The sequence below is a fragment of the Enterobacter sp. EC_64 genome (assembly GCF_019584165.1).
GTDB lineage: Bacteria > Pseudomonadota > Gammaproteobacteria > Enterobacterales > Enterobacteriaceae > Enterobacter > Enterobacter roggenkampii.
Genome location: NZ_VDAS01000001.1, coordinates 164809 through 190503 on the forward strand (window position 1 = coordinate 164809; position 25695 = coordinate 190503).

The window sequence follows — 25695 nt, forward strand, 5'->3', positions numbered from 1 at the left end:
AAAGATGATCAAGCTCGGCATCGTGATGGACCCCATCGCAAACATCAACATCAAGAAAGATTCCAGCTTCGCCATGCTGCTGGAAGCGCAGCGTCGCGGCTATGAACTCCACTATATGGAGATGAACGATCTTTACCTGATCAACGGTGAAGCCCGCGCCCGCACCCGCATCGTTAACGTCGAGCAGAACTACGACAAATGGTATGAGTTCGGCACCGAGCAGGACATTGCCCTGGCCGATCTCAACGTCATTCTGATGCGTAAAGATCCGCCGTTCGACACCGAGTATATCTACTGCACCTATATCCTTGAACGTGCAGAAGAGAAGGGAACGCTGATCGTCAACAAGCCGCAGAGCCTGCGCGACTGTAACGAGAAGCTCTACACCGCCTGGTTCTCTGACCTGACGCCGGAAACCCTGGTGACCCGCAGCAAGGCGCAGTTGAAGGCATTCTGGCAGAAGCACGGCGACATCATCATGAAGCCGCTGGACGGGATGGGCGGCGCGTCGATTTTCCGCGTGAAAGAAGGCGACCCGAACATTGGCGTGATTGCCGAAACCCTGACCGAACTGGGCACCCGTTACTGCATGGCACAGAACTATATTCCGGCAATCAAGGACGGCGACAAACGCGTGCTGGTGGTGGATGGCGAACCGGTCCCTTACTGCCTGGCGCGTATCCCGCAGGGTGGCGAAACCCGTGGTAACCTGGCGGCCGGTGGCCGGGGTGAACCGCGTCCGTTGACCGAAAGCGACTGGGAAATTGCCCGCCGCGTAGGCCCGACGCTGAAAGCCAAAGGCCTGATCTTCGTCGGACTGGATATCATCGGCGATCGTCTGACCGAAGTGAACGTCACCAGCCCGACCTGCATTCGTGAAATTGAAGCGGAATTCCCGGTCTCGATCACCGGAATGCTGATGGACGCCATCGAAAAACGCCTGCAGAAATAACCCACCAATGAGTGACAGCGCCCGGGTTTCTCCGCATACTGGTCGCTGTCGCTTTTTAAACCAGGAAACAGTACCTCTGACAATGAATTTACAGCATCACTTTCTTATTGCCATGCCTGCTCTCCAGGACCCGATTTTTCGCCGCGCCGTGGTTTATATTTGTGAATACAATGAAGACGGCGCGATGGGTATTATCATTAATAAACCGCTGGAAAATCTTCAGGTTGAAGGGATTCTGGACAAGCTGAAAATCCCGGCTGAAGCGCGACTGCCGGAGATCCGGCTTGATAAGCCCGTGATGCTGGGTGGACCTCTTGCAGAAGATCGCGGCTTTATCCTGCATACGCCGCCGGTGTTCTCTTCCAGTATTCGCATTTCGGATAACACCGTCATCACCACCTCGCGTGACGTGCTCGAAACGCTGGGCACCGCAGAGCAGCCTTCTGAAGTGCTGGTGGCGCTGGGCTATTCGTCGTGGGAAAAAGGCCAGCTTGAGCAGGAGATCCTCGATAACGCCTGGCTCACCGCCCCTGCGGACATGAATATCCTGTTTAAAACGCCGATTGCCGATCGCTGGCGCGACGCGGCGAAGTTGATTGGCATTGATATCCTGACCATGCCTGGCGTAGCGGGGCACGCCTGATGAGCGGAACGCTTCTGGCCTTCGATTTTGGCACCAAAAGCATTGGCGTCGCCGTGGGGCAGCGCATCACCGGTACCGCGCGTCCGCTTACCGCCCTGAAGGCCAACGACGGTACGCCGGACTGGAATCTCATTGAGCGTCTGCTCAAAGAGTGGCAGCCGGATGACGTGATTGTCGGATTACCGCTCAACATGGACGGTACCGAACAGCCGCTGACTGCCCGGGCGCGTAAGTTCGCCAATAAAATCCATGGCCGCTTTGGCGTCTCCGTGAAGCTGCACGACGAGCGTCTCAGCACCGTCGAAGCGCGTGCGGGTCTGTTTGAGCACGGTGGCTTCCGCGCGCTCAATAAAGGCAGCGTGGACTCCGCTTCTGCCGTCATCATCCTCGAAAGCTATTTCGAGCAGGGCTTTTAAGCACAGGGGCCTACAGCCGCCCCTGCGCCCGTCTCTCCGCCAGGCTTTGGTCAAAGTTCTGCATGCCTGCCTGCTGTCCGGTTTGAATAATGCCGGGCAGCTGCCACGTTTTTCCTTCTCGTATCAGATTTGCCGCCGCCGCGGTATTCACCAGCAGCTCATACAGCGCGACGCGCCCGTCCTGTAAGTCAGGAACCAGCTTCTGCGCCAGCACCGCCCGCAGGCTGCCGGCCAGCTGGTTACGCACCGGATCTTTCTCCTGCGCCGGGAACGTATCGACCAGCCGCTCAATCGCCTGCGATGCCCCGCGCGTATGCAGCGTCGCCAGCACCAGATGCCCGGTCTCCGCTGCCGTTAGCGCCAGGCGGATCGTTTCGCTGTCGCGCAGCTCTCCCAGCAAAATCACGTCCGGATCCTGGCGTAAGGCACTGCGCAGCGCGTCGGCAAATGACGGGCTGTGCTGACCGATCTCCCGCTGCTGGATCAGGCAACGTGCGCTCTGATAGATAAACTCCACCGGATCTTCGAGCGTGAGAATATGGCCGTCAGTATGGTGGTTGAGAAAATCGACCATCGCCGCCAGCGTCGTGGATTTGCCGCTGCCGGTCGCCCCCGTCACCAGAATCAACCCGGACGCATTGGTTAACAGTTCCGGGATAACCCTCGGTGCGCCCAGCGAAGCGAGCTGCGGACAGGTACGCGGCAACAGCCGTAGCGTTACAGAGACTCCGCGCATCTGCTTAAAGGCACTGCCGCGCAGGCGCTGGCCTCCCGCCACCGTAGCGGCAAAATCCACCTGCCCGTTGGCCCACCATATCCCCTGCTGCTCATCGTTGAGCCACGCTTTTAACAACGCCCCGAGGTCCGGAGAAGGAAACGGTGCCGGTTCAAGGCGGCCCGTTCTGCGCCAGCGAGGTGGCGAATCACTGCACAGGTGTAGATCGGAGACGTTATGCTTTACACTAAGGGCCACAATTTCTTCCACATCCATAGACTACTCCTCGGAAAATGAACGACATTGCGCATAACCTGGCACAGGTCCGGGACAAAATCTCAGCCGCCGCAACGCGTTGCGGCCGGGCTTCAGAAGAAATTACGCTGCTTGCAGTCAGCAAAACCAAGCCTGCGAGCGCCATCGCAGAAGCCATTGACGCAGGCCAGCGGGCGTTTGGTGAAAACTACGTCCAGGAAGGCGTGGATAAAATTCGCTACTTCCAGGAACAGGGGAAGACGGATCTGCAGTGGCACTTTATCGGCCCACTGCAGTCGAACAAAAGCCGTCTGGTGGCGGAGCACTTCGACTGGTGCCATACCGTTGACCGTCTGCGCATTGCGACACGCCTGAACGACCAGCGTCCGGCAGAGATGCCAGCGCTTAACGTGCTGATTCAAATCAACATCAGCGATGAAAACAGCAAGTCCGGCATTGCGCTGAGCGAGCTGGATGCGCTGGCAGCCGAGGTGGCCGAACTGCCGCGCTTAAGCCTGCGTGGTTTGATGGCAATCCCGGCGCCTGAGTCAAGTTATGAAAGGCAGTTTGCCGTGGCACAGCAAATGGCTGTAGCATTTGAGGCGCTTAAAGCGCGCTATAACACGGTAGACACGCTTTCTCTGGGCATGTCGGATGATATGGAAGCCGCCATTGCGGCAGGCAGCACGATGGTGCGCATCGGCACGGCAATTTTCGGTGCGCGCGACTACTCAAAATAATAAGGAAACCTGAGGAACGCCATGAAGACGTTGACTTTCCTGCTCTCAACGGTCATTGAGCTGTACACGATGGCGCTTTTGCTGCGCGTCTGGATGCAGTGGGCCCGCTGTGATTTTTACAATCCGTTCTCGCAGTTTGTCGTGAAAATCACGCAACCCGTTGTCGGACCGCTGCGCCGTATTATCCCGGCCATGGGGCCCATCGACAGTTCGTCTCTGCTGGTGGCGTTTATTCTGAGCGTTATCAAAGCGATTGTGCTGTTTATGGTCTTCACCTTCCAGCCGATCATCTGGATTGTCGCCGTCCTGATTTTGATCAAAACCATCGGTCTGCTGATCTTCTGGGTGCTGCTGGTCATGGCGATCATGAGCTGGGTGAGCCAGGGCCGTAGCCCGGTGGAGTACGCCTTGATTCAGCTGACCGAGCCGCTGCTGCGCCCGATCCGTAACCTGCTTCCGTCTATGGGCGGCATCGATTTTTCGCCGATGATCCTGGTTCTGCTGCTCTATGTGATCAACATGGGGGTCGCTGAACTGCTGCAGTCCACGGGCGATATGCTGCTGCCGGGGCTGTGGATGGCGCTATGAGTGCCGTAAGCACCTGCGCTGACGGGCTGGTTTTACGGCTGTATATTCAGCCGAAAGCCAGCCGTGACGGTATTGTTGGACTGCATGGCGACGAGTTAAAAGTCGCCATCACTGCCCCGCCGGTTGACGGCCAGGCGAACGCGCATCTGACCAAATATCTGGCAAAACAGTTTCGCGTCGCCAAAAGCCAGGTCATCATTGAAAAAGGCGAACTGGGGCGACATAAACAGGTAAAAATCCTTAATCCGCAATCTATCCCGACGGAAGTCGCGGCTCTGACAGAACAGGACTAAACCATGCAGAAAGTTGTTCTCGCGACCGGCAACGCCGGTAAAGTGCGCGAGCTGGCCTCGCTATTAAATGATTTTGGTCTGGACGTGGTCGCCCAGACCGATCTTGGCGTGGATTCCGCCGAAGAGACGGGGCTGACGTTTATCGAAAACGCGATCATTAAAGCGCGCCACGCTGCGCAGGTAACTGGCCTCCCCGCGATTGCCGACGACTCCGGCCTGGCCGTAGACGCCCTCGGCGGCGCGCCGGGGATCTACTCTGCCCGCTATTCCGGCGTTGACGCTACCGACCAGCAGAATCTGGAAAAGCTGCTTGTCGCCCTGAAAGACGTCCCGGACGAACAGCGCACCGCGCAGTTCCACTGCGTGCTGGTCTATCTGCGTCACGCGGAAGACCCGACGCCGATCGTCTGCCACGGCAGCTGGCCGGGCGTGATTACCCGTGAAGCGGCTGGCAACGGCGGCTTTGGTTACGACCCGATTTTCTTTGTCCCTTCCGAGGGCAAAACCGCTGCGGAACTGACCCGCGAAGAAAAAAGCGCGATATCCCACCGCGGACGCGCGCTGAAACTGTTACTGGAAGCACTGCGTAATGGCTAATTTGCCACCTCTGAGTCTTTATATTCACATCCCGTGGTGCGTGCAAAAATGCCCGTACTGTGATTTCAACTCGCACGCGCTGAAGGGCGAAGTGCCGCACGATGACTACGTTGCGCATCTGCTGGCCGACCTGGATGCCGATGTACCTTACGCACAGGGACGTGAAGTTAAGACCATTTTCATTGGTGGCGGTACGCCGAGCCTGCTGTCAGGCCCGGCGATGCAAACGCTGCTGGACGGCGTGCGCGCGCGCCTGAACCTGGCAGCGGATGCTGAAATTACGATGGAAGCCAACCCCGGCACTGTTGAGGCCGACCGTTTTGTCGACTACCAGCGCGCGGGCGTGAACCGCATCTCCATCGGCGTGCAGAGCTTCAGCGAGCCGAAGCTGAAGCGCCTGGGGCGTATTCACGGCCCGGAAGAGGCGAAACGCGCGGCAAACCTGGCGACCGGTCTTAATCTTCGCAGCTTTAACCTCGATCTGATGCACGGCCTGCCGGATCAGTCTCTGGAAGAGGCGCTGGACGATTTGCGCCAGGCCATTGCGCTGAATCCCCCTCATCTGTCGTGGTACCAGCTCACCATCGAGCCCAACACCCTGTTTGGCTCGCGTCCGCCGGTGCTGCCGGATGACGACGCGCTGTGGGATATCTTCGAGCAGGGTCACCAGCTGTTAACCGCTGCGGGCTATCAGCAGTACGAAACGTCGGCATATGCAAAGCCGGGCTATCAGTGTCAGCACAACCTGAACTACTGGCGCTTTGGCGACTATCTGGGCATCGGCTGCGGCGCGCACGGCAAGGTGACCTTCCCGGACGGGCGTATTCTGCGTACTGCCAAAACCCGCCACCCTCGCGGGTATATGGAAGGCCGCTACCTGGAGCGTCAGCACGACGTCGAGGCGGCGGATAAGCCGTTTGAGTTCTTTATGAACCGCTTCCGTCTGCTGGAAGCCGCGCCGCGCGCTGAGTTTGCGCTGTACACCGGGCTGCCGGAGTCGGTGATTCGCCCGCAGATCGACGAAGCGCTGGCGCAGGGGTATCTCACGGAATGTGAGGAATACTGGCAGATCACCGAGCACGGCAAACTGTTCCTCAATTCCCTTCTTGAGCTGTTCCTCGCCGAAGAAGCTGAAGGCTGATTCAGGATTTTGCATCCCGTTCTGCCGGCTGAGGGAAAGGCTGGCAGAGTGTGGAGATGATCGACCTGAAGAAACAGTCGATCACCATGGGTAAAGGATGTTAAAAAGCGTTCACCATGTCCCCGGACCGTACACCCTAAAAGGGAGAGGGTTAGGGTTAGGGGACCTTACTTCAGCGTCCCCACCAGCGCCTTCCGGCTATCTTCCAGCGACACCACGCGCTTACACACGTCTTTGCCGAACTGCTGGAAATCATCTTCCTGGTTTTTCCACTCGTTCTGAATGGAAGTTTGCAGGCCGCCCAGACTGCCCAGCACGCCCTGCAGCGGGTTACCGCCGCCTTTCAGCACCGCTTTGGCACCCATCTCGTTGATGCTGTCCTGCAGGATGCCGCCCATCGCCTGGTTCACCAGCTGCTGCCCGTCGGCACGGACCTGATCGATCGCCTTGTAGTGGAACGTCAGGCCGTCGGAGCGCGTCTCAATAATCCGGTTCATCTGTTCTTTAAGCTGCTTGTCCAGCTTCGTCAGGCGGGTGCGCATGTTGCTGCTCTCCCCCACCTCTTTGGTGATGATCTTATCCAGCGCCACGCGGCTCTTTTCGACGCGCGTCAGGGCACCTTCATTAATCCACGGCAGCGCGGTACGCAATTCGGACTGGTAGTCTTTCGCCTGCTCGCGCTGTGCGGCAGTCAGGTTGTACTGTTTGCCGTTATAGGTGACGTTCCCTTCTGGCGTAATCACCAGATTGCCGTTCTCGCCTTTGACCTGCACGGTTTGCGGGCTTAACACCACGTCATCACGCGGGGTGACGCTACATTGATAATCCGCATGGGCGGTGAATCCGGTTGCCATCAAAGCAACAGCCAGCAACGTTTTGCGCATCTTAAACACTCCCTCAGACAAAATGGGCCAGCTAATGCTGGCCCTTGACTGCTTTATTAGTCCCACCAAACGTCGAAAAGTTCGCTGACGCGGACATCTTCGAGCTTGTGGTCTTCAAGCCATTTACGGACCAGGGCCTGATGTTCTTCGGTGCATTTACCCACTTCCTGGGTGCAGATCAGACCTTCCCAGGCCAGATAGCCGCTACCGTCGAAGGCCAGTTTGTTTGGCTCGATCACCTCGTTGATGAACGCATCCACGTCCTGATCGATCTGCTCAACGCTGGTGCCTTCCGGGAAACGCCACGCAACGGAGAAGCCCACTTCCTGGAATTCTTCGATGTGCATCTTTTTACGCAGACGACGGCTACGATTCTTTGCCATTATTTCACCCTCTCGAACATTAAGTCCCATACACCGTGACCAAGACGATGGCCACGCTGTTCAAATTTCGTTACCGGACGCGATTCCGGACGCGGTACATAGTCGTTATTCGCAGACTGGTTTTTATAACCGTCGAGCGACGACATCACTTCCAGCATATGTTCCGCATACGGTTCCCAGTCGGTCGCCATATGGAAGACACCGCCCAGCTTCAGCTTGCTTTTAACCAGCTCGGCAAACGGCGCCTGAACGATACGGCGTTTATTATGACGCGCTTTATGCCACGGGTCAGGGAAAAAGAGCTGAACCATGGTTAAAGAATTGTCAGGAATCATTTTGTGCAGCACTTCCACCGCGTCGTGACACATCACGCGCAGGTTCTCAACGCCCTCTTCATGGGCCGTTGCCAGACACGCACCGACGCCCGGGGAGTGGACTTCGATACCGAGGAAGTTCTGCTCCGGGCGCGCTTTCGCCATGGTCACCAGCGAGGCGCCCATACCGAAGCCAATTTCCAGCGTGACCGGCGCGTCGCGGCCAAACAGCTCGCTGAAATCCAGAGGCTGCTCGCTGAACTCAACGCCCATCACCGGCCAGTAGTTGTCCAGCGCGTGTTGCTGACCTTTTGTCAGGCGGCCCTGACGACGGACAAAGCTGCGAATACGGCGCAGCGGGCGACCGTTTTCATCAAATTCCGGTGAAATGACGTCGTTTTTCATAAAAGAGTTGTCTGCTTGTGAGAATGTTCGGGAAACGGGCATTATCCAAAGTTAAGGCTTCTATGCAAGCATGGGAAAGATCCGGTTTACAGCAGATTGACGCTGTGCTGCAATCTGCGTCCCTGATTATGCGAATCGATGACCATGCAAGCCTCTCAATTTTCAGCCCAGGTGCTGGACTGGTACGACAAATACGGGCGTAAAACCCTGCCCTGGCAAATTGAAAAAACGCCTTACAAAGTATGGCTCTCCGAGGTGATGTTGCAACAAACGCAGGTCGCCACGGTAATCCCTTACTTCGAGCGTTTTATGGCGCGCTTCCCGACGGTCACCGATCTGGCGAACGCCCCGCTTGACGAGGTGCTGCACCTGTGGACCGGGCTGGGCTATTACGCCCGCGCGCGCAACTTGCACAAGGCCGCACAGCAGGTCGCGACGCGCCACAACGGGAAATTCCCGGAAACCTTCGATGAGGTGGCCGATCTCCCCGGCGTGGGACGCTCAACCGCAGGCGCTATTCTCTCCCTGTCTTTAGGCAAGCATTTCCCGATCCTCGACGGCAACGTGAAGCGCGTGCTGGCACGCTGCTATGCCGTTGACGGCTGGCCGGGGAAGAAGGATGTTGAAAAACGCCTTTGGGAAATCACTGAAGCGGTTACCCCAGCCAACGGCGTCGAGCGTTTCAACCAGGCGATGATGGATCTCGGCGCCATGGTCTGCACGCGCTCAAAACCTAAATGCGAGCTCTGCCCGGTGAATAATCTTTGCGTGGCGTATGCCAACCATTCCTGGGCGCAGTATCCGGGCAAGAAACCCAAACAGACGCTGCCGGAGCGCACCGGCTATATGCTGCTGATGCAGCACGGCGATGAGGTCTTCCTCGCCCAGCGTCCGCCGAGCGGTCTGTGGGGTGGTCTATACTGCTTCCCACAGTTTGAAGATGAAGACTTGCTGCGTGAATGGCTTAAACAGCGCGGGATTGCTGCCGATAACCTGACGCAGCTGACCGCGTTTCGCCATACCTTCAGCCATTTCCATCTGGATATTGTGCCGATGTGGCTTCCCGTGTCCTCCGTCGCCTCGTGCATGGATGAAGGCACCGCTCTCTGGTATAACTTAGCGCAACCGCCATCAGTCGGACTGGCGGCTCCCGTGGAGCGCCTGTTACAGCAATTACGTGCCGGTGCAATGGTTTAGCATCGACAAGAAAAAGAGGAATGAGTATGGCCAGAACGATTTTTTGTACTTTCCTGCAGCGTGACGCTGAGGGCCAGGATTTCCAGCTTTATCCGGGCGAGCTGGGTAAACGCATCTACAATGAAATCTCCAAAGAAGCCTGGGGACAGTGGCAGAAAAAGCAGACCATGCTGATCAACGAGAAGAAACTCAGCATGATGAACCCGGAACACCGCAAGCTGCTGGAGCAGGAGATGGTGAGCTTCCTGTTCGAAGGTAAAGACGTACACATCGAAGGCTATACGCCACCGGAAAAATAACATCGAGCGGCTGTTGCCCGGCGGCGCTTCGCTTGCACGGGCCTACGGTTTTGTAGGCCGGGTAAGCGCAGCGCCACCCGGCGAAAGCAACGACTAAGCAAACACAACACGCACTCCCGGAATGATGAAAAAACTTTTAGCGCTAGCCCTTGTTGCGCCGTTGCTTGTCTCGTGTTCGTCAAAAAAAGGCGATGATTACAACGAAGCCTGGATCAAGGACACCAACGGTTTTGACATTTTGATGGGGCAGTTTGCCCACAACATCGAGAACATATGGGGATTTAACGAAGTTCTTATTGCCGGACCTAAGGACTACGTTAAGTACACCGACGCCTATCTGACCCGTAGCCACATCAACTTTGATGAGGGGACGATCACGATTGAGACCATCGCAGGCACAGACCCTGCGGCTCGACTCCGTCAGGCCATTATCAAAACCCTGCTGATGGGTGACGATCCGGGCTCAATCGATCTCTACTCCGATGCCGACGATATCACCATCTCGAAAGAGCCGTTCCTGTACGGTCAGGTCGTCGATCAGACCGGCCAGCCGATCCGCTGGGAAGGTCGCGCCACGAAATTTGCCGACTACCTGCTGCAAACGCGCCTGAAGAGCCGCTCTAACGGTCTGAAGATTATCTACAGCGTCACCATCAACCTCGTCCCGAACCACCTCGACAAGCGTGCGCATAAGTATCTGGGCATGGTGCGTCAGGCCTCGCGTAAATACGGCGTGGATGAGTCGCTGATCCTGGCGATTATGCAGACCGAATCCTCGTTTAACCCGTATGCGGTAAGCCGTTCCGACGCCCTGGGGCTGATGCAGGTGGTGCAGCACAGCGCCGGTAAAGACGTGTTCCGCGCGCAGGGCAAATCCGGCACGCCGAGCCGCAGCTATCTGTTCGACCCGCAGAGCAACATTGATACCGGCACGGCCTATCTGGCGATGCTGAACAATGTCTACCTCGGCGGCATCGACAACCCGACGTCGCGTCGCTATGCGGTGATCACCGCCTATAACGGCGGCGCGGGCAGCGTGCTGCGCGTCTTCTCAAATGACAAAGTGCAGGCCGCAAACATCATCAACAGCATGGCGCCAGGGGATGTCTACGCCACCCTGACCACCCGCCACCCGTCCGCGGAATCCCGTCGTTATCTGTATAAGGTGAATACGGCGCAGAAGAACTACCGTCGCCGGTGATCCGCACACCTTCTCCTGCAAGGAGAAGGTGTTCTGCTTCTCCCCACCCATACGAAAATGTTATTTGCATCACAATCCAAACTGCAAATTAATGTGGATTGCATTTTTTTGCGGGAGGTAACAAAACATATCGTTGCCAACTGATAGAATTGCATCAAATAACAACCCTGAATGTTTCTATAACAACATATCTCCCGCTCACTTGTGAGGAAAGTAACATGAACCTTAAGCTGCAGCTTAAAATATTGTCGTTTCTGCAGTTCTGCCTGTGGGGTAGCTGGCTGACTACACTCGGCTCCTATATGTTTGTGACGCTCAAGTTCGATGGTGCGTCAATCGGTGCCGTCTACAGCTCGCTCGGTATTGCGGCTGTCTTCATGCCAACGCTGCTGGGGATCGTGGCGGATAAATGGTTAAGCGCCAAATGGCTGTACATGCTTTGCCACCTGGTGGGCGCGGGGACGCTGTTTATGGCAGCCCAGGTGACCACGCCGGGGGCGATGTTCATGGTGATTCTGCTCAACTCGCTGGCCTATATGCCAACGCTTGGGCTGATCAACACCATCTCCTACTACCGCCTGAAGTCCGCGGATATGGATATCGTGACCGATTTCCCGCCAATCCGTATCTGGGGCACCATCGGCTTTATCATGGCGATGTGGGGCGTAAGCTTCGCGGGCTTCGAACTGAGCCATATGCAGCTCTATATCGGTGCGGCGCTCTCCGTATTGCTGGCGATCTTCACCCTGACGCTGCCAACCATTCCGGTGTCTAACCAGCAGAAAAACCAGAGCTGGAGCACCATGCTCGGCCTGGATGCCTTCGCGCTGTTCAAAAACAAACGCATGGCGATCTTCTTCATCTTCTCCATGCTGCTGGGCGCGGAGCTGCAGATCACCAACATGTTCGGCAACACCTTCCTGCACAGCTTCGATAACAACCCGCTGTTCTCCGGCAGCTTTATCGTTGAGCATGCGTCGGTGATGATGTCCATCTCTCAGATCTCTGAGACGCTGTTCATCCTGACCATCCCGTTCTTCCTGAGCCGCTACGGCATCAAGAACGTCATGCTGATCAGTATCGCGGCGTGGATGCTGCGCTTCGGTCTGTTCGCCTACGGCGACCCAAGCCCGTTCGGCACCGTGCTGCTGGTGCTGTCGATGATTGTTTACGGCTGCGCCTTCGACTTCTTCAACATCTCCGGCTCGGTGTTTGTGGAAAAAGAGGTTAAACCTGAAATCCGCGCCAGCGCGCAGGGTATGTTCCTGATGATGACCAACGGCTTCGGCTGTATTCTGGGCGGCGTGGTGAGCGGTAAAGTGGTTGAGATGTACACCACTAACGGCATCACCAACTGGCAGCCGGTGTGGCTGATCTTCGCGGCGTACTCGCTGGTGCTGTTCTTCGCGTTCATCGCGCTGTTCAAGTACAAGCACGTGCGTGAGCCGCACGGTGCGCAGCCAATAGCGCATTGATTGTTGTGCCCGGTGGCGCTGCGCTTACCGGGCCTACAAAACCAGACCGTAGGCCGGGTAAGGCGAAGCCGCCACCCGGCTATTTTATTGCAGAGAGCACCCACCCCACCGACAGCAAATCCGCGCTGCCGCCCGGGCTCAGATTTCGTTCAATCAGTGCGTTATCCATTCTGATCAACGCCTCGCGGTCCCAGCCGTTATCCAGCAGTTCCCGCGCGTAGCCCTGAACATAGCGCAAACCTTCCATGCCGCCGCGCGACACGAGATTACTGTCCTGATTGACCGCCATCAGGCGTAACAGCAGGCCGTAAAGCGACCGTCCGTTCCACTGCGCCAGCGCCTTACGCGCCGTCGCAAAGCCGCTCTCCGCCTCACCGCGCGCGCCGGTTAAGCCGTACTGCTTAAACTGCCGCTCGCCCGCCGTCGCCTGTCCGCTGCGTGCGGCCAGCTCCCGCGACACCAGCCCGCGGCAGATGTTACTCACCTCACAGCAGAGGCTCTCTGCGGAGACATTTTTCACACGCCCGGCGGCGAAGCACAGTAACCCCAGGGCAAAAATGCCGCCCTTGTGGGTGTTTACTCCGTTCGTCGCAGCATACATCGCCTGCTCGCAGGCCAGCCCCATCGGGCGGAGAAGCCGTAGCTGTTCCCCAGCCGGTTTATCCGCATGCGCGCTGCCCAGCTCGGCAAAGCGCGAAAACCACGGCGTAATCGCCACGATGCTGCGGACAAACAGCGCGTGGTCCATATCGCGATGGGAACCGTTGTTGAGCTTATCCACCAGCCCCGGCTTGGGCGTGAGATCCAGCTCCTGCCACAGCGCCGCTTCGGCAAGCGCGGGCACGTCAGCCGGGCGCGGTTTAGTCGCGAGCAAACCAGTCATCGATCGTCTTCTCCACGCGGGAAACCACCTGCTCAACGGGGTGATTGCGCGAACGGGAACAGGCGTGGGCGGGCGCGTCGCAGATCAGGCAGCGCCTGAGATTCCCCCCCAGCGACTGACGCCCGACGTGGCCGTGCTGAGGGCAAATCACGTCCAGATCCCACAGCCTGCCGAGCGGGTGCGTCTGCTCCAGATCCGCACAGTGCGCTTTGATTTCCACCGCCGGATGGGCCACGCACCAGAGGGCTTCAGGTCCGGTCGGGAGCCACAGTACCTGGCGGTCCAGCACCTGCCAGCGGTTTTCCCACAGCAGCTGGTCGCACATCTGCAGCGCTACGCCCATGGTATTGCGGTAGCGCAGGCTGTCCTTGATTTCCCCCGGCGTGACCAGCGTGAGGGAGATCACCGGTTGTTGATAGTGCTCAAGCATGTCAGCCTGGCGCGCTGCGCGGCGCTCTTTCGCCGCCAGCAGTTCGTCAAGGCTGACACCCGCCCGCACGGGTGTCGCTAAAGTCATACGTCCTCCTTCACCTGTCGCACGGTGTCGATCACGCTGCCGTCGCGGTAGCGGATAACCCCGACGATTTTGTCCGTAAATTCAATCGGTTTCGGGACACCGGTCAGGGAGATCGCTCGCTCGTACAGCGCGTTGATATCCACAACCTTCAGCCCGGCTTCCAGCAGCCGCTCGCGGATCTCCGGGCGCGCCGGGTTGACTGCAATACCGTGATCGGTGACCAGCACGTCGATGCTTTCGCCCGGCGTGAGGCGCGTGGTAACGCGCTTCACCACCGTCGGAATGCGGCTGCGCAGCAGCGGCGCGACCACAATGGTCAGGTTCGCCGCGGCGGCCACGTCACAGTGCCCGCCGGACGCGCCGCGCATCACGCCGTCGGAGCCGGTGATGACGTTGACGTTGAACTCGACGTCAATTTCCAGGGCGCTGAGGATCACCACGTCGAGCTGGTCGCAGCTTGCCGCCTTGCTGCCGGGGTTGGCGTAGACGTTGGTGGAGATCTCCACGTGGTTCGGGTTACGCGCCAGCGAGGCCGCCGCCTGACCGTCAAAGCACTGGGTATCGAGCAGCTTTTCGATGAGCCCCTTCTCGTGCAGATCCACCAGGCTTCCGGTGATGCCGCCGAGAGCAAAGCGCGCCTTCACGCCGCTGCGCTCCATCTTCTCTTCCATAAAGCGGGTGCAGGCCGTTGCCGCCGCGCCGGAGCCGGTCTGCATCGAGAAGCCCGGCTTGAAGTAGCCGGAGTGTTCAATCACGTCCGCCGCATAGCGGGCGATCATCAGCTCGCGCGGGTTGCTGGTGACGCGCGCTGCGCCGACGCTGATTTTCGCCGGGTCGCCTACGCTCTCCACCTGCACGATGTAGTCCACCTGGTCCTGCACCAGGCTGGCGGGCATATTGGGGAACGGCACCAGCTCTTCGGTCAGCAGCACCACCTTGCGGGCAAAGTGGGCGTCCACCATGGCGTAGCCCAGCGAGCCGCAGCACGATTTGCCGTGCGTCCCGTTGGCGTTGCCAAACTCATCGCTGCACGGCACGCCGAGAAACGCCACGTCGATATTCAGCTCGCCGTCCTGGAGCAGCTTCACGCGCCCACCGTGGGAGTGAATTTGCACCGGCTCGTCCATCAGCCCGTGGGAGATGGCGTCTGCCAGCCTGCCGCGCATGCCCGAGGTGTAAATCCGGGTGATGACGCCGCTTTCAATATGCTCGATCAGCGCGTCGTTGCAGGTCATCAGCGAGCTGGAGGCCAGCGTCAGGTTTTTGAAGCCCATCCGCGCCAGCAGCGCCACGACGGTATTAATCACCCGGTCGCCTTCGCGAAACGCGTGGTGGAAGGAGATGGTCATCCCGTCCTGCAGGCCGCAGCGCTTAACCGCCTCTTCAATGGAGGCGCAGAGCTTGCGGCTGTGCTTCGCATCGCTGTCCGCCAGCCACGGCGTGGCGCTGTGGGCGGTATCAAACGGTTTTAAGTCCCGCAGATGGGGAAAATTCACGTGAAGAAGTTCAGTCTGATTCATTGTCTTATCCTTACCGACGCACGCCGGAGGCCGCCGCGCGCTCCAGCACCACCTGCGCGTGGTTAATAATCGGTGCATCCACCATTTTGCCGTTGAGCGACACCACGCCCAGGCCGTTACGCTCGCCCTCTTCTGCCGCCTCAATCACCCTTCTGGCGTGATCCACCTCTTCCTGGGTTGGCGCATAGGCGTTATGCAGCAGGTCTATCTGGCGCGGGTTGATCAGCGATTTGCCGTTAAAGCCCATCTTGCGGATCAGATCGACCTCGCGCAGGAACCCGGCCTCGTCGTTAACGTCTGACCACACCACGTCGAAGGCGTCGATGCCTGCCGCGCGGGCGGCGTGCAGCACGGCGCAGCGGGCGTAGAACAGCTCGGTGCCGTCGCCACGCTCGGTCTGCATATCCATCACGTAGTCAAAGGCGGCCAGCGCAATGCCGATGAGGCGCGGAGAGCTGCGGGCAATCGCCACGGCGTTGATGACGCCAATGGCCGATTCAATCGCCGCCATCACGCGGGTGGAGCCGACCTCGCGGCCGCACGCCTGCTCGATGCGCTCGAGGTGACCCTCCAGCTCGTAAATGTCGTCCGGGGTATCGGTTTTCGGCAGACGGATCACGTCCACGCCGGCCCGCACGGCGGCTTCCAGATCCAGCAGACCAAACGGCGTGCTCAGCGGGTTAATGCGCACCACGGTTTCGATATCCTGATACATCGGGTGCTGCAGCGCGTGGAACACCAGCATGCGCGCCGTATCCTTCTCACGCAGGGCAACGGCGTCCTCAAGGTCAAACATGATGGCGTCGGGACGGTAGATAAAGGCGGTGGAGAGCATGGCGGCGTTAGCGCCCGGCAGGAACAGCATACTGCGGCGGAGTTTGCTCATTTCAGCGCTCCCCAGTTGATGGCCTGTTCATCGGCGGCACGCATCAGCGCGCTTTGCAGGCGGGCGCGGATCACACAGTCCAGCGCCCCTTTGTCTTCAATAATGATTAATCCCTGGTGCACGTTCATGGCGCGCAATGTGTCGTTGACCACCTGGCGAATCTGCTCGCCAAACTGCTTAATCACTTCGCTGTGGATGACGATCTCCAGCTCGCCGTGAGCGGGAGCAATTTTCACCATCAGGTCGCTGGACTCCTGCGTTCCGGCCAGCGCCTCCCTTACAATTTTCATGATAAATTCCTGGTAGTTAAGCGACTTCGGCACTCGCACGGTAATGCGTTTCGAGGTGCGCGAAGGTGGAGTCCGGGACAATCTCCCGGATCCGGGAAAACTGCTGTGTCTTCAGTAATCGGCGCACTTCGGACGCCGATATGGCGTTACCGGTGGCCTTGATGCGCGGCATTTCCACCACCTCGATATGCGAGGCCAGCAGGTCGTGCAGCGTCTGGTTGTACTGGCGGGTGATGTCGCAGAACGGCTCCGAGCCGATGAAGCGGTGCGTGATGCCGAGCGCCGGGGCGATGAAGTCCCGGAAGATCAGCACGTCGATCTCGCTCCACGCCTGCTGCACCTTGCCGGTCTCCTTCAGGAAGTAGGCCGGAAACGTGGCGCGGGAAATGATGTACTGCGAGCCTTCATGCACCACCACGTTCGGCAGATGCGCCACCCCCGCGCGCACCATCTCGAGACGCGCGCTGAACGGGAAGAACGACGCGTCTTCACGCACCACGAACAGATGCAGGGCGTCACACCGCGCCGCCGCCTGCTCCACCAGATGGCGGTGGCCGAGGGTAAACGGATTGGCGTTCATCACGATGGCGCCAATCTTCTCCCCACATTTGCGGCTCGCGCGAAGAGAACGGCAGTAGCGCGCGATCCCCTGCGGGGTGTTCTCCATCAGCACCGCGTTGTTCCCGCTCTGGGCGATAGGCCAGAAGCCGCTGCGGGCAAAGCGCTCCCGGTTGCACGGCCGGGTGCAGAGGAAGAGGTGAAAATGGCCGCGCTCCAGCGCCGCATTTTGCACCTCCGCCAGCAGCCGCGCGCTGAGGTTCTCGCCGCGAAGCTGCTCGTTGACCGCCACGCACTTGATGACGTTGGCGGCAAGCCCTGCGCACCCCACCAGCTGCGAGCCGGACCAGGCTTCGACGAACAGCGTGATGTCGTTGTCCAGGCCAAGGCCGCTGTCTGCCAGCAGATAACGGATCTGACTCAAGCGTTCCGGGTGTTTCGCCACCAGCGTGTGGCGAAAATCGATGGGTTGCGAATGCATGCTGCCGCCTTACTTAATGTGCTGCCGCAAGCCCGACGGCTGGCGCTTCCACGATCACGTTGCTGAGATGACCGATATGCTCGATCTCCACCTCAATGCGATCGCCCTCTTTCATAAACAGCGGCGGATTGCGCTTTTTACCCACCCCGCCCGGGGATCCGGTGATGATCACATCACCAGGACTTAAGCGGGTGAAGGTGCTGATGTACTCGATCAGCTCCGCCACCTTGTGGATCATGCTGCTGGTGTTGTCTTCCTGCACCATGCGGCCATTCAGCCAGGTGCGGATTGCCAGTTGGTGCGGATCCGGGATCTCGTCCGCCGTCGCCATCCACGGGCCAAACGCGCCGGTTTTGCGCCAGTTTTTACCGGCGGTAAACCAGGTGTGCTGCCAGTCGCGGGCGGAGCCGTCCATGTAGCAGCTGTAGCCGGCCACGTGGCGCAGGGCGTCGTCGCGGCTGATGTTCTCCCCGCCTTTACCGATGATCACCGCCAGCTCGCCTTCGTAGTCGAATTCGCTGGAGTGGCGCGGCTTCAGCACCGGCTCGTTGTGGCCGGTCTGTGAGTCCGGGAAGCGGACAAACAGCGTCGGGGCCGGGTTGTGCTGGTCAAACTCCTTGCGCTTGTCGGCGTAGTTCATGCCCACACAGAGGATTTTTTCCGGCTGCTCAATCACCGGTAAGAAGGTGATGGCGCTCATCGGCACGTCCACGGCATCGTTCAGGTAGCGGGTGGCCTGCGCCAGCCCGTTGCCCTGCAGCAGCGCCTTAAGGTCGCTGTAGCGGTCGCCCAGACGGCGGCCCAAATCAATCACGCCGTCGGCCTGGACGATGCCGTAGCTGCGTTTTCCCTGGTATAAAAAGCTTGCGAGTTTCATTGTTCTTTCCTGAAAACTTAAACGAGGAAGTTGCCCAGAATCAGCAGTGAGATGGAGACGTTAATCGCCCCGCCGATACGGGTAGCAATCTGGGCGAACGGCATCAGGCTCATGCGGTTGCCTGCGGTCAGGATCGCCACGTCGCCGGTACCGCCCTGGCCGCTCTGGCAGCAGGAGACGATGGCGACATCAATCGGGTGCATGCCAATCTTTTTGCCGACGAAGAACCCGGTCGCCACGAGCGCGGAGACGGTGCTGATAATCACCAGCAGGTTGGTCAGCGTGAAGGCGGCCACCAGTTCATGCCATGGGGTGATGGCCACGCCAACGGCAAAGAGAATCGGGTAGGTCACAGAGGTCTGGAAGAATTTGTACACCACCTGCGAGCCTTCCAGCAGACGTGGAGAAGCACCGTTGCAAAGCTTCACCAGCACCGCCATAAACAGCATGCCGACCGGCGCAGGCAGGCCAATCAGCTTGTGGCCGAGCATGCCCAGCATGTAGAGCAGCACCGCCAGCAGCGCGCCGGAGGCGATGGTGGTCACATCCGCTTTGCCGGAGAACGCAGGCTGAGAGACGGTGGCATCGGCATTGGCGCGGTTAGGCATCAGCTGGCCTTCACCGGTCAGGTGCGGATAACGCTTGCCCAGCTGGTTCAGGCAGCCGGAGATGATGATGGCAGTCAGACCGCCGAGCATGACCATCGGCAGCACGCGTCCGAGCGCCACGCCCTGGTCCATATGCAGCAGGGTGGCATAGCCGATGGAAAGCGGGATTGCCCCTTCCCCGACGCCGCCCGCCATGATCGGCAGGATGATAAAGAAGAAGATCTGGAATGGCTCAAGACCCAGCGCCAGGCCGACGCCCATCCCCACCAGCATGCCGACGATTTCGCCGCACAGCATCGGGAAGAAGATGCGCAGGAAGCCCTGAATCAGCACCGTGCGGTTCATGCTCATGATGCTGCCGACAATAATGCAGCAGATATAGAGGTAGAGAATGTTGGTGGATTTGTAGAACTTGGTCGTAGACTCGACCACCACGTCCGGCAGCAGGCCATAATAGACCAGCGCGGAAGGGATAAAGGTGGCGCAAATCGCCGCCGCGCCGAGCTTGCCGACAATCGGCAGGCGTTTGCCAAACTCACCGCAGGCAAAGCCGAAGAAGGCCAGCGTCGCCACCATCACCACGATATCGCTCGGCAGTTTTCCGCCCAGGCAATCAATGGCGATCAGCGCGCCCGCCAGAACGAACAGCGGCAGAGGAATAATCCCGATTTTCCAGGTATCCATAATATGCCACCAGCGCTCTTTAAGCGAAGGTCGCTGAATTTCAATCGGGTCGTGGGTAACAGAGAAAGAATCGTCAGTTGTGCTCATAATAAGCCCCTTGGTTATTTTGTGCGTTCAGCTTAGAGTCACAAAGGCTTACTTTATGTGAGGAATGGCATATTAAAAGCGAAGTTTTAATGGCAGCTATGGTTTTAATGGTTCCTTTTATTTAATGTGATTTACGCCTTATTTATGGCCGTGGTTTTTATGGTTTCTTTTCTGAATTGAACAAACAAATAACATTTATTCGTGCAGCCAGAGGCCACCCGTCTTTGGGATAACGCTTTTACAACGCCCGCTGTGCAAGGGATCACAAGTTTTCTGCAAAGCGGACGTCCGCGCGAAAAAAGATGATATATTGGCGTTCTTTGTCGCTACCTTGCGTGAGAGTTATGAAAGTCTCTTTTCAGATAAAGCTGTTTATTTCGCTGGTTGCCTTTTTCTCAGTGCTTTTTGCGTTACTGGGCGGATATTATTATGCCGATGTCGGGAAACAGCTTTATCAGGAAATGAGTACGCGCGCCAAAATACAGGCTGAAGAGATTGCGCTTATTCCAACATTGCGACATGAAGTTGAACAAAAGAATATCGCCGCCATCCATGATTTTATGCAGAAGATTTCTGCGCACAGTGACGCCAGCTTTATTGTGATTGGTGATAATAAGGGCCAGCATCTTTTTCACTCCGTCTTCGCCGACAGAGTGGGCACCACGCTGGTAGGCGGTGACAACGAAGCCGTATTGCAGGGTAAAAGCACCACCACCATCCGCAAAGGCGGGTTGGGTATTTCGCTGCGCAGTAAGGCCCCCATCTTCAACGCTGCCGGACAGGTGGTCGGCATTGTTTCGGTCGGCTATCTCACCAGCTACCTGGACACCATTACCGTCAGTAAAGTGGTCAATATCCTGATTGCCGCGGTGCTGCTGCTGATTGCTCTCTTTATCTTCTCCTGGTTCTTTACCCGCAGTATTAAGAAGCAGATCTTCTCCCTCGAGCCGCGAGAGATCGGCCTGCTGGTGCGCCAGCAGAAGGCGTTGATGGAGTCTATTTATGAAGGCGTAATTGCCATTGACGATCAAAGGCGGATTGAAGTCATCAACCAGGCGGCGCGCAAGCTGCTGGGGCTGAGCCAGCCGGCCCGCGAGCTTCGCGGGCAGCTGATAAGCCAGGTGATCGATCCGGTCCCGTTCTTCGACACGCAGACGATGCTGGCGAAAGATACCCATGATGAGATTTGCCGTTTTAACGATCTCACGGTGATTGCCAGCCGGGTCCACATCATGCTTGAGGGATCGCTGCAGGGCTGGGTGATCACCTTCCGCGATCGCAACGAGATCGACTCGCTGAGCGCCCAGCTCAGCCAGGTCAAACGCTACGTCGATAACCTTCGCATCATGCGTCATGAGCAGTTAAACCGGATGACCACCCTCTCCGGTCTGCTGCATATGGGCCGCTATGAGGAGGCGATTGGCTACATTCAGGCGCAGTCTGAACACGCTCAGGAGCTGCTGGACTTTATCTCTTCGCGCTTCAGCTCCCCGACCCTGTGCGGCCTGCTGCTGGGGAAAGCCGCCCGCGCGCGGGAGAAAGGGGTCGAGCTGAGTTTCGACCCGGCCTGTCGGCTGGACAGGCCGTTCCTGCCGTTGGGGGAGCAAGAGCTGATTTCGATTATTGGCAACCTGCTGGATAACGCTATCGAAGCGACGCAGCGGTCGCCGCTTCCCCACGCGCCGGTGGAGGTGCTGATAAAGCTCAGCGACCAGGAGCTGATTATTGAAGTGGCCGACCAGGGCGTTGGCATCAAGCCGGAGATCCGTGAGCGGATCTTTGAGCGCGGCATCACCACCAAAACGCGCGGCGATCATGGGATTGGTCTGTATCTGATCGAAAGCTATGTCACACAGGCTGGCGGCGCGATAGAAGTTGCCGATAATATCCCGCGCGGCGCCATTTTCTCCCTGTTTATCCCGGCCACGGGAACCGCCCGGCAACTGGAAGACACCGACTATGCAACATGAACTTATCGACGTACTGATTGTTGAAGACGAGAACGAGCTGGCGCAACTGCACGCGGAGCTGATAAGCAAGCATCCGCGTCTGAGGCTGGTGGGCATTGCCTCGTCGCTGGCTGCGGCCCAGGCAGAGCTTGCAAGCAAACAGCCGCAGCTGGTGCTGCTGGATAACTATCTGCCGGACGGCAAAGGGATCTCGCTGATCAATAACCCCATGCTGGCCCGCGCCAACTGCTCGGTCATTTTTATTACTGCCGCCAGCGATATGGACACCTGCAGCCAGGCGATCCGCAACGGCGCGTTCGACTACATCCTCAAACCCGTCTCCTGGAAGCGGCTCAGCCAGTCGCTGGAGCGGTTTGTGCAGTTTGCCGAACAGCAGCGCGTCTGGAAGATTGTCGACCAGCAGAACGTCGATTCGCTCTATCAGCTTCAGGCGAAAAACTACCGCCAGGACAACGGCAGCAAGGGCATTGAGGAAAACACGCTGGCGCGGGTGCAGTCGCTGTTTAACGACAAGGCAACGCACTGCTTTACCGTGGATGAGGTGGTGAGCGAGACGGGATTGAGTAAAACCACCACCCGTCGCTATCTGGAGCACTGCGTGGAGGCGGGTTTTCTGACGGTGGAGATGCTGTACGGCAAGATTGGGCATCCAAGGAGGATGTACCGCCGCGCAGAAGCCTGAAGCGATATTGTTGGCCCGGTAAGCTTGCGCCACCGGGCAAATCGCCGGGTGGCGCTAACGCTTACCCGGCCTACGTTCGGGGGAGAGTCTACTTCAACACATATCCATATAGCCGCTTAATCCCGTCGGCATCCTTCTCGCTGTAAACGCCCTGCAGCTCCGGCGAGAAGCCCGGCAGCAGGTTGATGCCCTCCTCCAGCGCCAGGAAGTAACGCTGTACCGCCCCGCCCCAGACTTCACCCGGCACCACGCACAGCACGCCCGGCGGATAGGGCAGCGCCCCTTCGGCAGCTATACGCCCTTCGGCATCCCGTATGCGAACCAGCTCCACGTTCCCGCGAATATACGCCTGATTGGCATCCTGCGGGTTCATCACCACCTCAGGCAGGCTCTCCTTGCGGAACATCGCCTTCTGCAAATCCTTCACGTCGAAGCTGACGTAGAGATCGTGCATCTCCTGACACAGCTGGCGAAGGGTATAATCCCGATAGCGCACCGGGTATTTCTGGAAGATCGTCGGCAGCACGTCGGCCAGCGGGGTGTCGTCTTCAATATGTTGTTCAAACTGTCCCAGCATTGCCACCAGCTGCGCCAGCTTCTCGCTGCTTTCGGCAGGCGTCAGCAGGAACAGGATCGAGTTAAGGTCGCATTTTTCCGGCACGATGCCGTTTTCACGCAGGTAGTGCGCCAGAATCGTCGCCGGGATCCCGAAATCGGTGTACTCCCCGGTTTCGGCATCAATGCCCGGCGTGGTCAGCAGCAGCTTGCACGGGTCAACAAAGTACTGCTCGCTCGCATAGCCCTCAAATCCGTGCCATTTGGCCCCCGGCTCGAAGCTGAAGAAGCGCAGCTCGCTGGCAATGGCGTGCGTCGGATGATCCTGCCACGGCCGCCCCGCCACCACCGGTGGGATAAACGGCTTGATCTTATGACAGTTGGCGATGATGGCCTTGCGCGCCTCAATGCCCAGCTCCACACACTCGGCCCACAGCCTGCGCCCGCTTTCCCCTTCGTGGATCTTGGCATTCACATCCAGCGCCGCGAACAGCGGGTAAAACGGGCTGGTGGAGGCATGCAGCATAAAGGCGTTGTTCAGCCGCTTGTGCGGGCAGAAACGCGCCTGGCCGCGGATATGGTTATCCTTTTTATGGATCTGCGAGGTTTGCGAGAACCCGGCCTGCTGTTTGTGCACCGACTGGGTCACGAAAATGCCCGGATCGTTCTCGTTCAGTTCCAGCAACAGCGGGGACGTTTCCGCCATCATCGGAATAAACTGCTCGTAGCCTACCCAGGCGGAGTCAAAGAGAATGTAGTCGCACAGATGGCCGATCTTGTCGATCACCTGACGGGCGTTGTAGATCGTCCCGTCGTAGGTGCCAAGCTGAATGATCGCCAGGCGGAACGGACGCGGCTCGTCGGCCTTCTCCGGCGCCGCCTCGCGGATCAGGTCCCGCAGATACGCGTCGTCAAAGCAGTGGTCGTCAATCCCGCCAATAAAGCCAAACGGGTTACGTGCGGCCTCAAGGTAAACCGGCGTGGCGCCCGCCTGGATCAGCGCCCCGTGGTGGTTAGATTTATGGTTGTTGCGGTCGAACAGCACCAGATCGCCGCGGGTGAGCAGCGCGTTGGTCACCACCTTGTTGGCCGCCGACGTGCCGTTCAGCACGAAGTAGGTTTTATCCGCGTTGAAGACTTTCGCGGCGAATTTTTGTGCGTGCTTGGCGGACCCTTCGTGGATCAGCAGATCGCCCAGCTTCACGTCGGCATTGCACATGTCGGCGCGGAACACGTTCTCACCGAAGAAATCATAGAACTGCCGCCCTGCCGGATGCTTTTTGAAAAACGCGCCGTGCTGGTGGCCCGGACAGGCGAAAGTGCTGTTGCCCATCTCCACATACTGACTCAGGGTGTCGAAAAACGGCGGCAGCAGGTTCTCTTCGTAACGGCTGGCAGCAGTCTCCAGTTCCAGGAACTCCTGAGCTTTACCCGAGATGACCGCGGTGGCGCCGTCAGGCACCTCCGTCGGCTCCTGAGAGAAAATAAACACCGGTAAATGAAAGCCCGTGCGTTTCAGCAAGGCAAGGATGCCGCTGCGACTCTCTGTCGTCGTCATGACGACGGCTGCCACATCGGTGAAATCCGTGCTGTCCAGCGTCACCTTTTCGCGATGCGTAGACACCGTTGAGAGCAGCTCGCGGCTGACGGCGATTTTCATGGTTTTCATAAGCGCAATTACCCTCACCGAACGGTGAGACAGGGAGGAGAAAATTCGCGCAATAATGTCACCTTTTATTTTGAGGTGCAAGAAGGAATCAGTATGCACTAATATCACCCAAAGCTAAGGCCCGCGCAGCGCTGACGTGCCATAATAATGCAATATCAATGATTAAATAACAGGAGTTAAGCGTGGTTATCGGGCCATTTATCAACGCAGGAGCCGTATTGCTGGGCGGCGTACTCGGCGCAGTGCTGAGCCAGCGGCTGCCGGAGCGTATCCGCTCATCCATGCCCTCGATATTCGGCCTGGCCTCGTTAGGGATCGGTATTCTGCTAGTGGTCAAATGCGCCAACCTGCCGGTGATGGTGTTGGCCACCCTGCTCGGCGCGCTGATTGGCGAGTTTTGCTATCTGGAAAAAGGCATCAATAATGCGGTAGGCAAAGCCAAAAACCTGATAGCCCGACCGGGCAAGGCGAAGCACGGCACGCACGAGACGTTTATTCAGAACTACGTCGCCATCATTATTCTGTTTTGCGCCAGCGGCACCGGAATTTTCGGTTCGATGCAGGAAGGGATGACGGGCGACCCGAGCATTTTGATTGCAAAAGCGTTTCTGGATTTCTTCACCGCCACTATTTTTGCCACCACGCTCGGCATTGCCGTCGCGGCGATTTGCGTGCCGATGCTGCTTATCCAGCTGGCACTGGCTACCTGCGCCACGTTAATTCTCCCGCTCACTACGCCGGCGATGATGGCAGACTTTACCGCCGTCGGCGGCCTGCTGCTGCTGGCAACAGGGCTGCGCATCTGTGGGATCAAGATGTTTGCCGTGGTGAACATGCTGCCCGCGCTGCTGCTCGCCATGCCCCTCTCCGCGCTCTGGACGCACTTTTTCGCTTAAGGATGCGGCGAAATGGTGAGAGATTGCGCAGTCC

The 25695-nt window shown here is 58.3% G+C and carries 28 protein-coding genes; 15 read left to right on the plus strand and 13 right to left on the minus strand.

Features of this window, described 5'->3' with window-relative positions; all coding sequences use genetic code 11:
* Positions 1 to 4 precede the first annotated feature (4 nt).
* From gshB to ruvX, 3 genes are all read left to right on the plus strand, one after another.
* Entirely contained in the window at positions 5 to 952 is a 948-nt protein-coding gene (gene gshB, locus FHC52_RS00755) for a glutathione synthase (RefSeq protein WP_008499751.1), read from the plus strand.
* Between the two features lie 82 nt (positions 953 to 1034).
* On the plus strand, positions 1035 to 1595 hold the full coding sequence (locus FHC52_RS00760) for a YqgE/AlgH family protein (RefSeq protein WP_008499752.1): 561 nt from the start codon (positions 1035 to 1037) through the stop codon (positions 1593 to 1595).
* Positions 1595 to 2011, plus strand: coding sequence for a Holliday junction resolvase RuvX (gene ruvX, locus FHC52_RS00765; protein WP_021242076.1), 417 nt, complete (start codon positions 1595 to 1597; stop codon positions 2009 to 2011). The genes FHC52_RS00760 and ruvX overlap by 1 nt, the downstream gene beginning before the upstream one ends.
* A 10-nt stretch (positions 2012 to 2021) precedes the next feature.
* On the opposite strand, the gene FHC52_RS00770 is transcribed toward ruvX, so the two are convergent.
* Complete coding sequence (locus FHC52_RS00770) at positions 2022 to 3002, minus strand: type IV pilus twitching motility protein PilT (RefSeq protein ID WP_063418227.1); 981 nt, start codon at positions 3000 to 3002, stop codon at positions 2022 to 2024.
* A gap of 17 nt (positions 3003 to 3019) precedes the next feature.
* Here FHC52_RS00770 and FHC52_RS00775 point away from each other — a divergent pair, with 17 nt between their 5' ends.
* Genes FHC52_RS00775 through hemW form a run of 5 tightly spaced genes read left to right on the plus strand, consistent with a single transcriptional unit; the run spans position 3020 to position 6340 of the window.
* Positions 3020 to 3721, plus strand: a complete 702-nt coding sequence (locus tag FHC52_RS00775; protein ID WP_008499756.1) for a YggS family pyridoxal phosphate-dependent enzyme — start codon at positions 3020 to 3022, stop codon at positions 3719 to 3721.
* 21 nt (positions 3722 to 3742) lie between these two features.
* Positions 3743 to 4309 carry a YggT family protein gene (locus FHC52_RS00780; RefSeq protein ID WP_008499757.1) on the plus strand — a complete coding sequence of 189 codons (567 nt, stop codon included), beginning with the start codon at positions 3743 to 3745 and terminating at the stop codon, positions 4307 to 4309.
* Entirely contained in the window at positions 4306 to 4602 is a 297-nt protein-coding gene (yggU, locus tag FHC52_RS00785) for a DUF167 family protein YggU (protein ID WP_008499758.1), read from the plus strand. Before FHC52_RS00780 ends, yggU begins: the two co-directional genes overlap by 4 nt.
* 3 nt (positions 4603 to 4605) lie before the next feature.
* Positions 4606 to 5199 carry an XTP/dITP diphosphatase gene (locus FHC52_RS00790; protein WP_023294524.1) on the plus strand — a complete coding sequence of 198 codons (594 nt, stop codon included), beginning with the start codon at positions 4606 to 4608 and terminating at the stop codon, positions 5197 to 5199.
* The gene (hemW, locus tag FHC52_RS00795) at positions 5192 to 6340 is read left to right on the plus strand and encodes a radical SAM family heme chaperone HemW (RefSeq protein ID WP_008499760.1); all 1149 of its coding nucleotides are present in this window, start codon (positions 5192 to 5194) and stop codon (positions 6338 to 6340) included. Before FHC52_RS00790 ends, hemW begins: the two co-directional genes overlap by 8 nt.
* A 167-nt stretch (positions 6341 to 6507) precedes the next feature.
* Here hemW and FHC52_RS00800 read toward each other — a convergent pair whose 3' ends face one another.
* Genes FHC52_RS00800 through trmB form a run of 3 tightly spaced genes read right to left on the minus strand, consistent with a single transcriptional unit; the run spans position 6508 to position 8326 of the window.
* Entirely contained in the window at positions 6508 to 7224 is a 717-nt protein-coding gene (locus FHC52_RS00800) for a DUF2884 domain-containing protein (protein WP_008499762.1), read from the minus strand.
* Between the two features lie 56 nt (positions 7225 to 7280).
* Complete coding sequence (locus tag FHC52_RS00805; protein WP_003862421.1) at positions 7281 to 7607, minus strand: YggL family protein; 327 nt, start codon at positions 7605 to 7607, stop codon at positions 7281 to 7283.
* The gene (trmB, locus tag FHC52_RS00810; RefSeq protein ID WP_023294526.1) at positions 7607 to 8326 is read right to left on the minus strand and encodes a tRNA (guanosine(46)-N7)-methyltransferase TrmB; all 720 of its coding nucleotides are present in this window, start codon (positions 8324 to 8326) and stop codon (positions 7607 to 7609) included. The genes FHC52_RS00805 and trmB overlap by 1 nt, the downstream gene beginning before the upstream one ends.
* 144 nt (positions 8327 to 8470) lie before the next feature.
* On the opposite strand from trmB, the gene mutY reads away from it, so the two are divergent.
* The 4 genes from mutY (at position 8471) to FHC52_RS00830 (ending at position 12498) form a co-directional block, all read left to right on the plus strand.
* Entirely contained in the window at positions 8471 to 9523 is a 1053-nt protein-coding gene (mutY, locus tag FHC52_RS00815) for an A/G-specific adenine glycosylase (protein WP_186436497.1), read from the plus strand.
* 26 nt (positions 9524 to 9549) lie between these two features.
* Positions 9550 to 9822 carry an oxidative damage protection protein gene (locus tag FHC52_RS00820; protein WP_008499765.1) on the plus strand — a complete coding sequence of 91 codons (273 nt, stop codon included), beginning with the start codon at positions 9550 to 9552 and terminating at the stop codon, positions 9820 to 9822.
* 124 nt (positions 9823 to 9946) lie between these two features.
* A complete protein-coding gene (gene mltC, locus FHC52_RS00825) occupies positions 9947 to 11023 on the plus strand; it encodes a membrane-bound lytic murein transglycosylase MltC (protein ID WP_021242082.1) in 1077 nt (358 codons plus the stop codon).
* 218 nt (positions 11024 to 11241) lie between these two features.
* Positions 11242 to 12498 (plus strand): nucleoside permease, encoded by a 1257-nt coding sequence (locus FHC52_RS00830; RefSeq protein WP_008499767.1) that lies wholly within the window; start codon positions 11242 to 11244, stop codon positions 12496 to 12498.
* A 79-nt stretch (positions 12499 to 12577) separates the two neighbouring features.
* Here FHC52_RS00830 and citG read toward each other — a convergent pair whose 3' ends face one another.
* From citG to FHC52_RS00870, 8 genes are read right to left on the minus strand one after another with little or no spacing between them, the layout of a single operon-like run.
* Complete coding sequence (citG, locus tag FHC52_RS00835) at positions 12578 to 13381, minus strand: triphosphoribosyl-dephospho-CoA synthase CitG (protein ID WP_220419857.1); 804 nt, start codon at positions 13379 to 13381, stop codon at positions 12578 to 12580.
* Positions 13359 to 13898, minus strand: coding sequence for a citrate lyase holo-[acyl-carrier protein] synthase (gene citX, locus FHC52_RS00840; RefSeq protein WP_032664362.1), 540 nt, complete (start codon positions 13896 to 13898; stop codon positions 13359 to 13361). The genes citG and citX overlap by 23 nt, the downstream gene beginning before the upstream one ends.
* A complete protein-coding gene (gene citF, locus FHC52_RS00845; protein ID WP_045371292.1) occupies positions 13895 to 15418 on the minus strand; it encodes a citrate lyase subunit alpha in 1524 nt (507 codons plus the stop codon). Before citF ends, citX begins: the two co-directional genes overlap by 4 nt.
* Positions 15419 to 15428: 10 nt before the next feature.
* On the minus strand, positions 15429 to 16304 hold the full coding sequence (citE, locus tag FHC52_RS00850; protein WP_023294530.1) for a citrate (pro-3S)-lyase subunit beta: 876 nt from the start codon (positions 16302 to 16304) through the stop codon (positions 15429 to 15431).
* Positions 16301 to 16594 carry a citrate lyase acyl carrier protein gene (citD, locus tag FHC52_RS00855; RefSeq protein WP_008499773.1) on the minus strand — a complete coding sequence of 98 codons (294 nt, stop codon included), beginning with the start codon at positions 16592 to 16594 and terminating at the stop codon, positions 16301 to 16303. Before citD ends, citE begins: the two co-directional genes overlap by 4 nt.
* A 16-nt stretch (positions 16595 to 16610) precedes the next feature.
* A complete protein-coding gene (citC, locus tag FHC52_RS00860; RefSeq protein ID WP_070534399.1) occupies positions 16611 to 17633 on the minus strand; it encodes a [citrate (pro-3S)-lyase] ligase in 1023 nt (340 codons plus the stop codon).
* A 13-nt stretch (positions 17634 to 17646) separates the two neighbouring features.
* Entirely contained in the window at positions 17647 to 18510 is an 864-nt protein-coding gene (locus FHC52_RS00865; protein ID WP_021242089.1) for a fumarylacetoacetate hydrolase family protein, read from the minus strand.
* Positions 18511 to 18527: 17 nt separating this feature from the next.
* Entirely contained in the window at positions 18528 to 19889 is a 1362-nt protein-coding gene (locus FHC52_RS00870) for a 2-hydroxycarboxylate transporter family protein (RefSeq protein WP_021242090.1), read from the minus strand.
* A gap of 344 nt (positions 19890 to 20233) precedes the next feature.
* Here FHC52_RS00870 and FHC52_RS00875 point away from each other — a divergent pair, with 344 nt between their 5' ends.
* Both FHC52_RS00875 and FHC52_RS00880 read left to right on the plus strand, forming a co-directional pair.
* Positions 20234 to 21859, plus strand: a complete 1626-nt coding sequence (locus tag FHC52_RS00875) for a sensor histidine kinase (RefSeq protein WP_023294533.1) — start codon at positions 20234 to 20236, stop codon at positions 21857 to 21859.
* Entirely contained in the window at positions 21849 to 22541 is a 693-nt protein-coding gene (locus FHC52_RS00880; protein WP_021242092.1) for a response regulator, read from the plus strand. The genes FHC52_RS00875 and FHC52_RS00880 overlap by 11 nt, the downstream gene beginning before the upstream one ends.
* Before the next feature lie 88 nt (positions 22542 to 22629).
* Here the strand turns inward: FHC52_RS00880 and FHC52_RS00885 are convergent, their stop codons facing one another.
* Positions 22630 to 24765 (minus strand): ornithine decarboxylase, encoded by a 2136-nt coding sequence (locus tag FHC52_RS00885; RefSeq protein ID WP_126288419.1) that lies wholly within the window; start codon positions 24763 to 24765, stop codon positions 22630 to 22632.
* A 182-nt stretch (positions 24766 to 24947) separates the two neighbouring features.
* Between FHC52_RS00885 and FHC52_RS00890 the strand changes: the two genes are divergently transcribed.
* Positions 24948 to 25661: a DUF554 domain-containing protein gene (locus FHC52_RS00890; protein ID WP_008499781.1), complete on the plus strand. Its 714-nt coding sequence runs from the start codon at positions 24948 to 24950 to the stop codon at positions 25659 to 25661.
* Positions 25662 to 25695 lie beyond the last annotated feature (34 nt).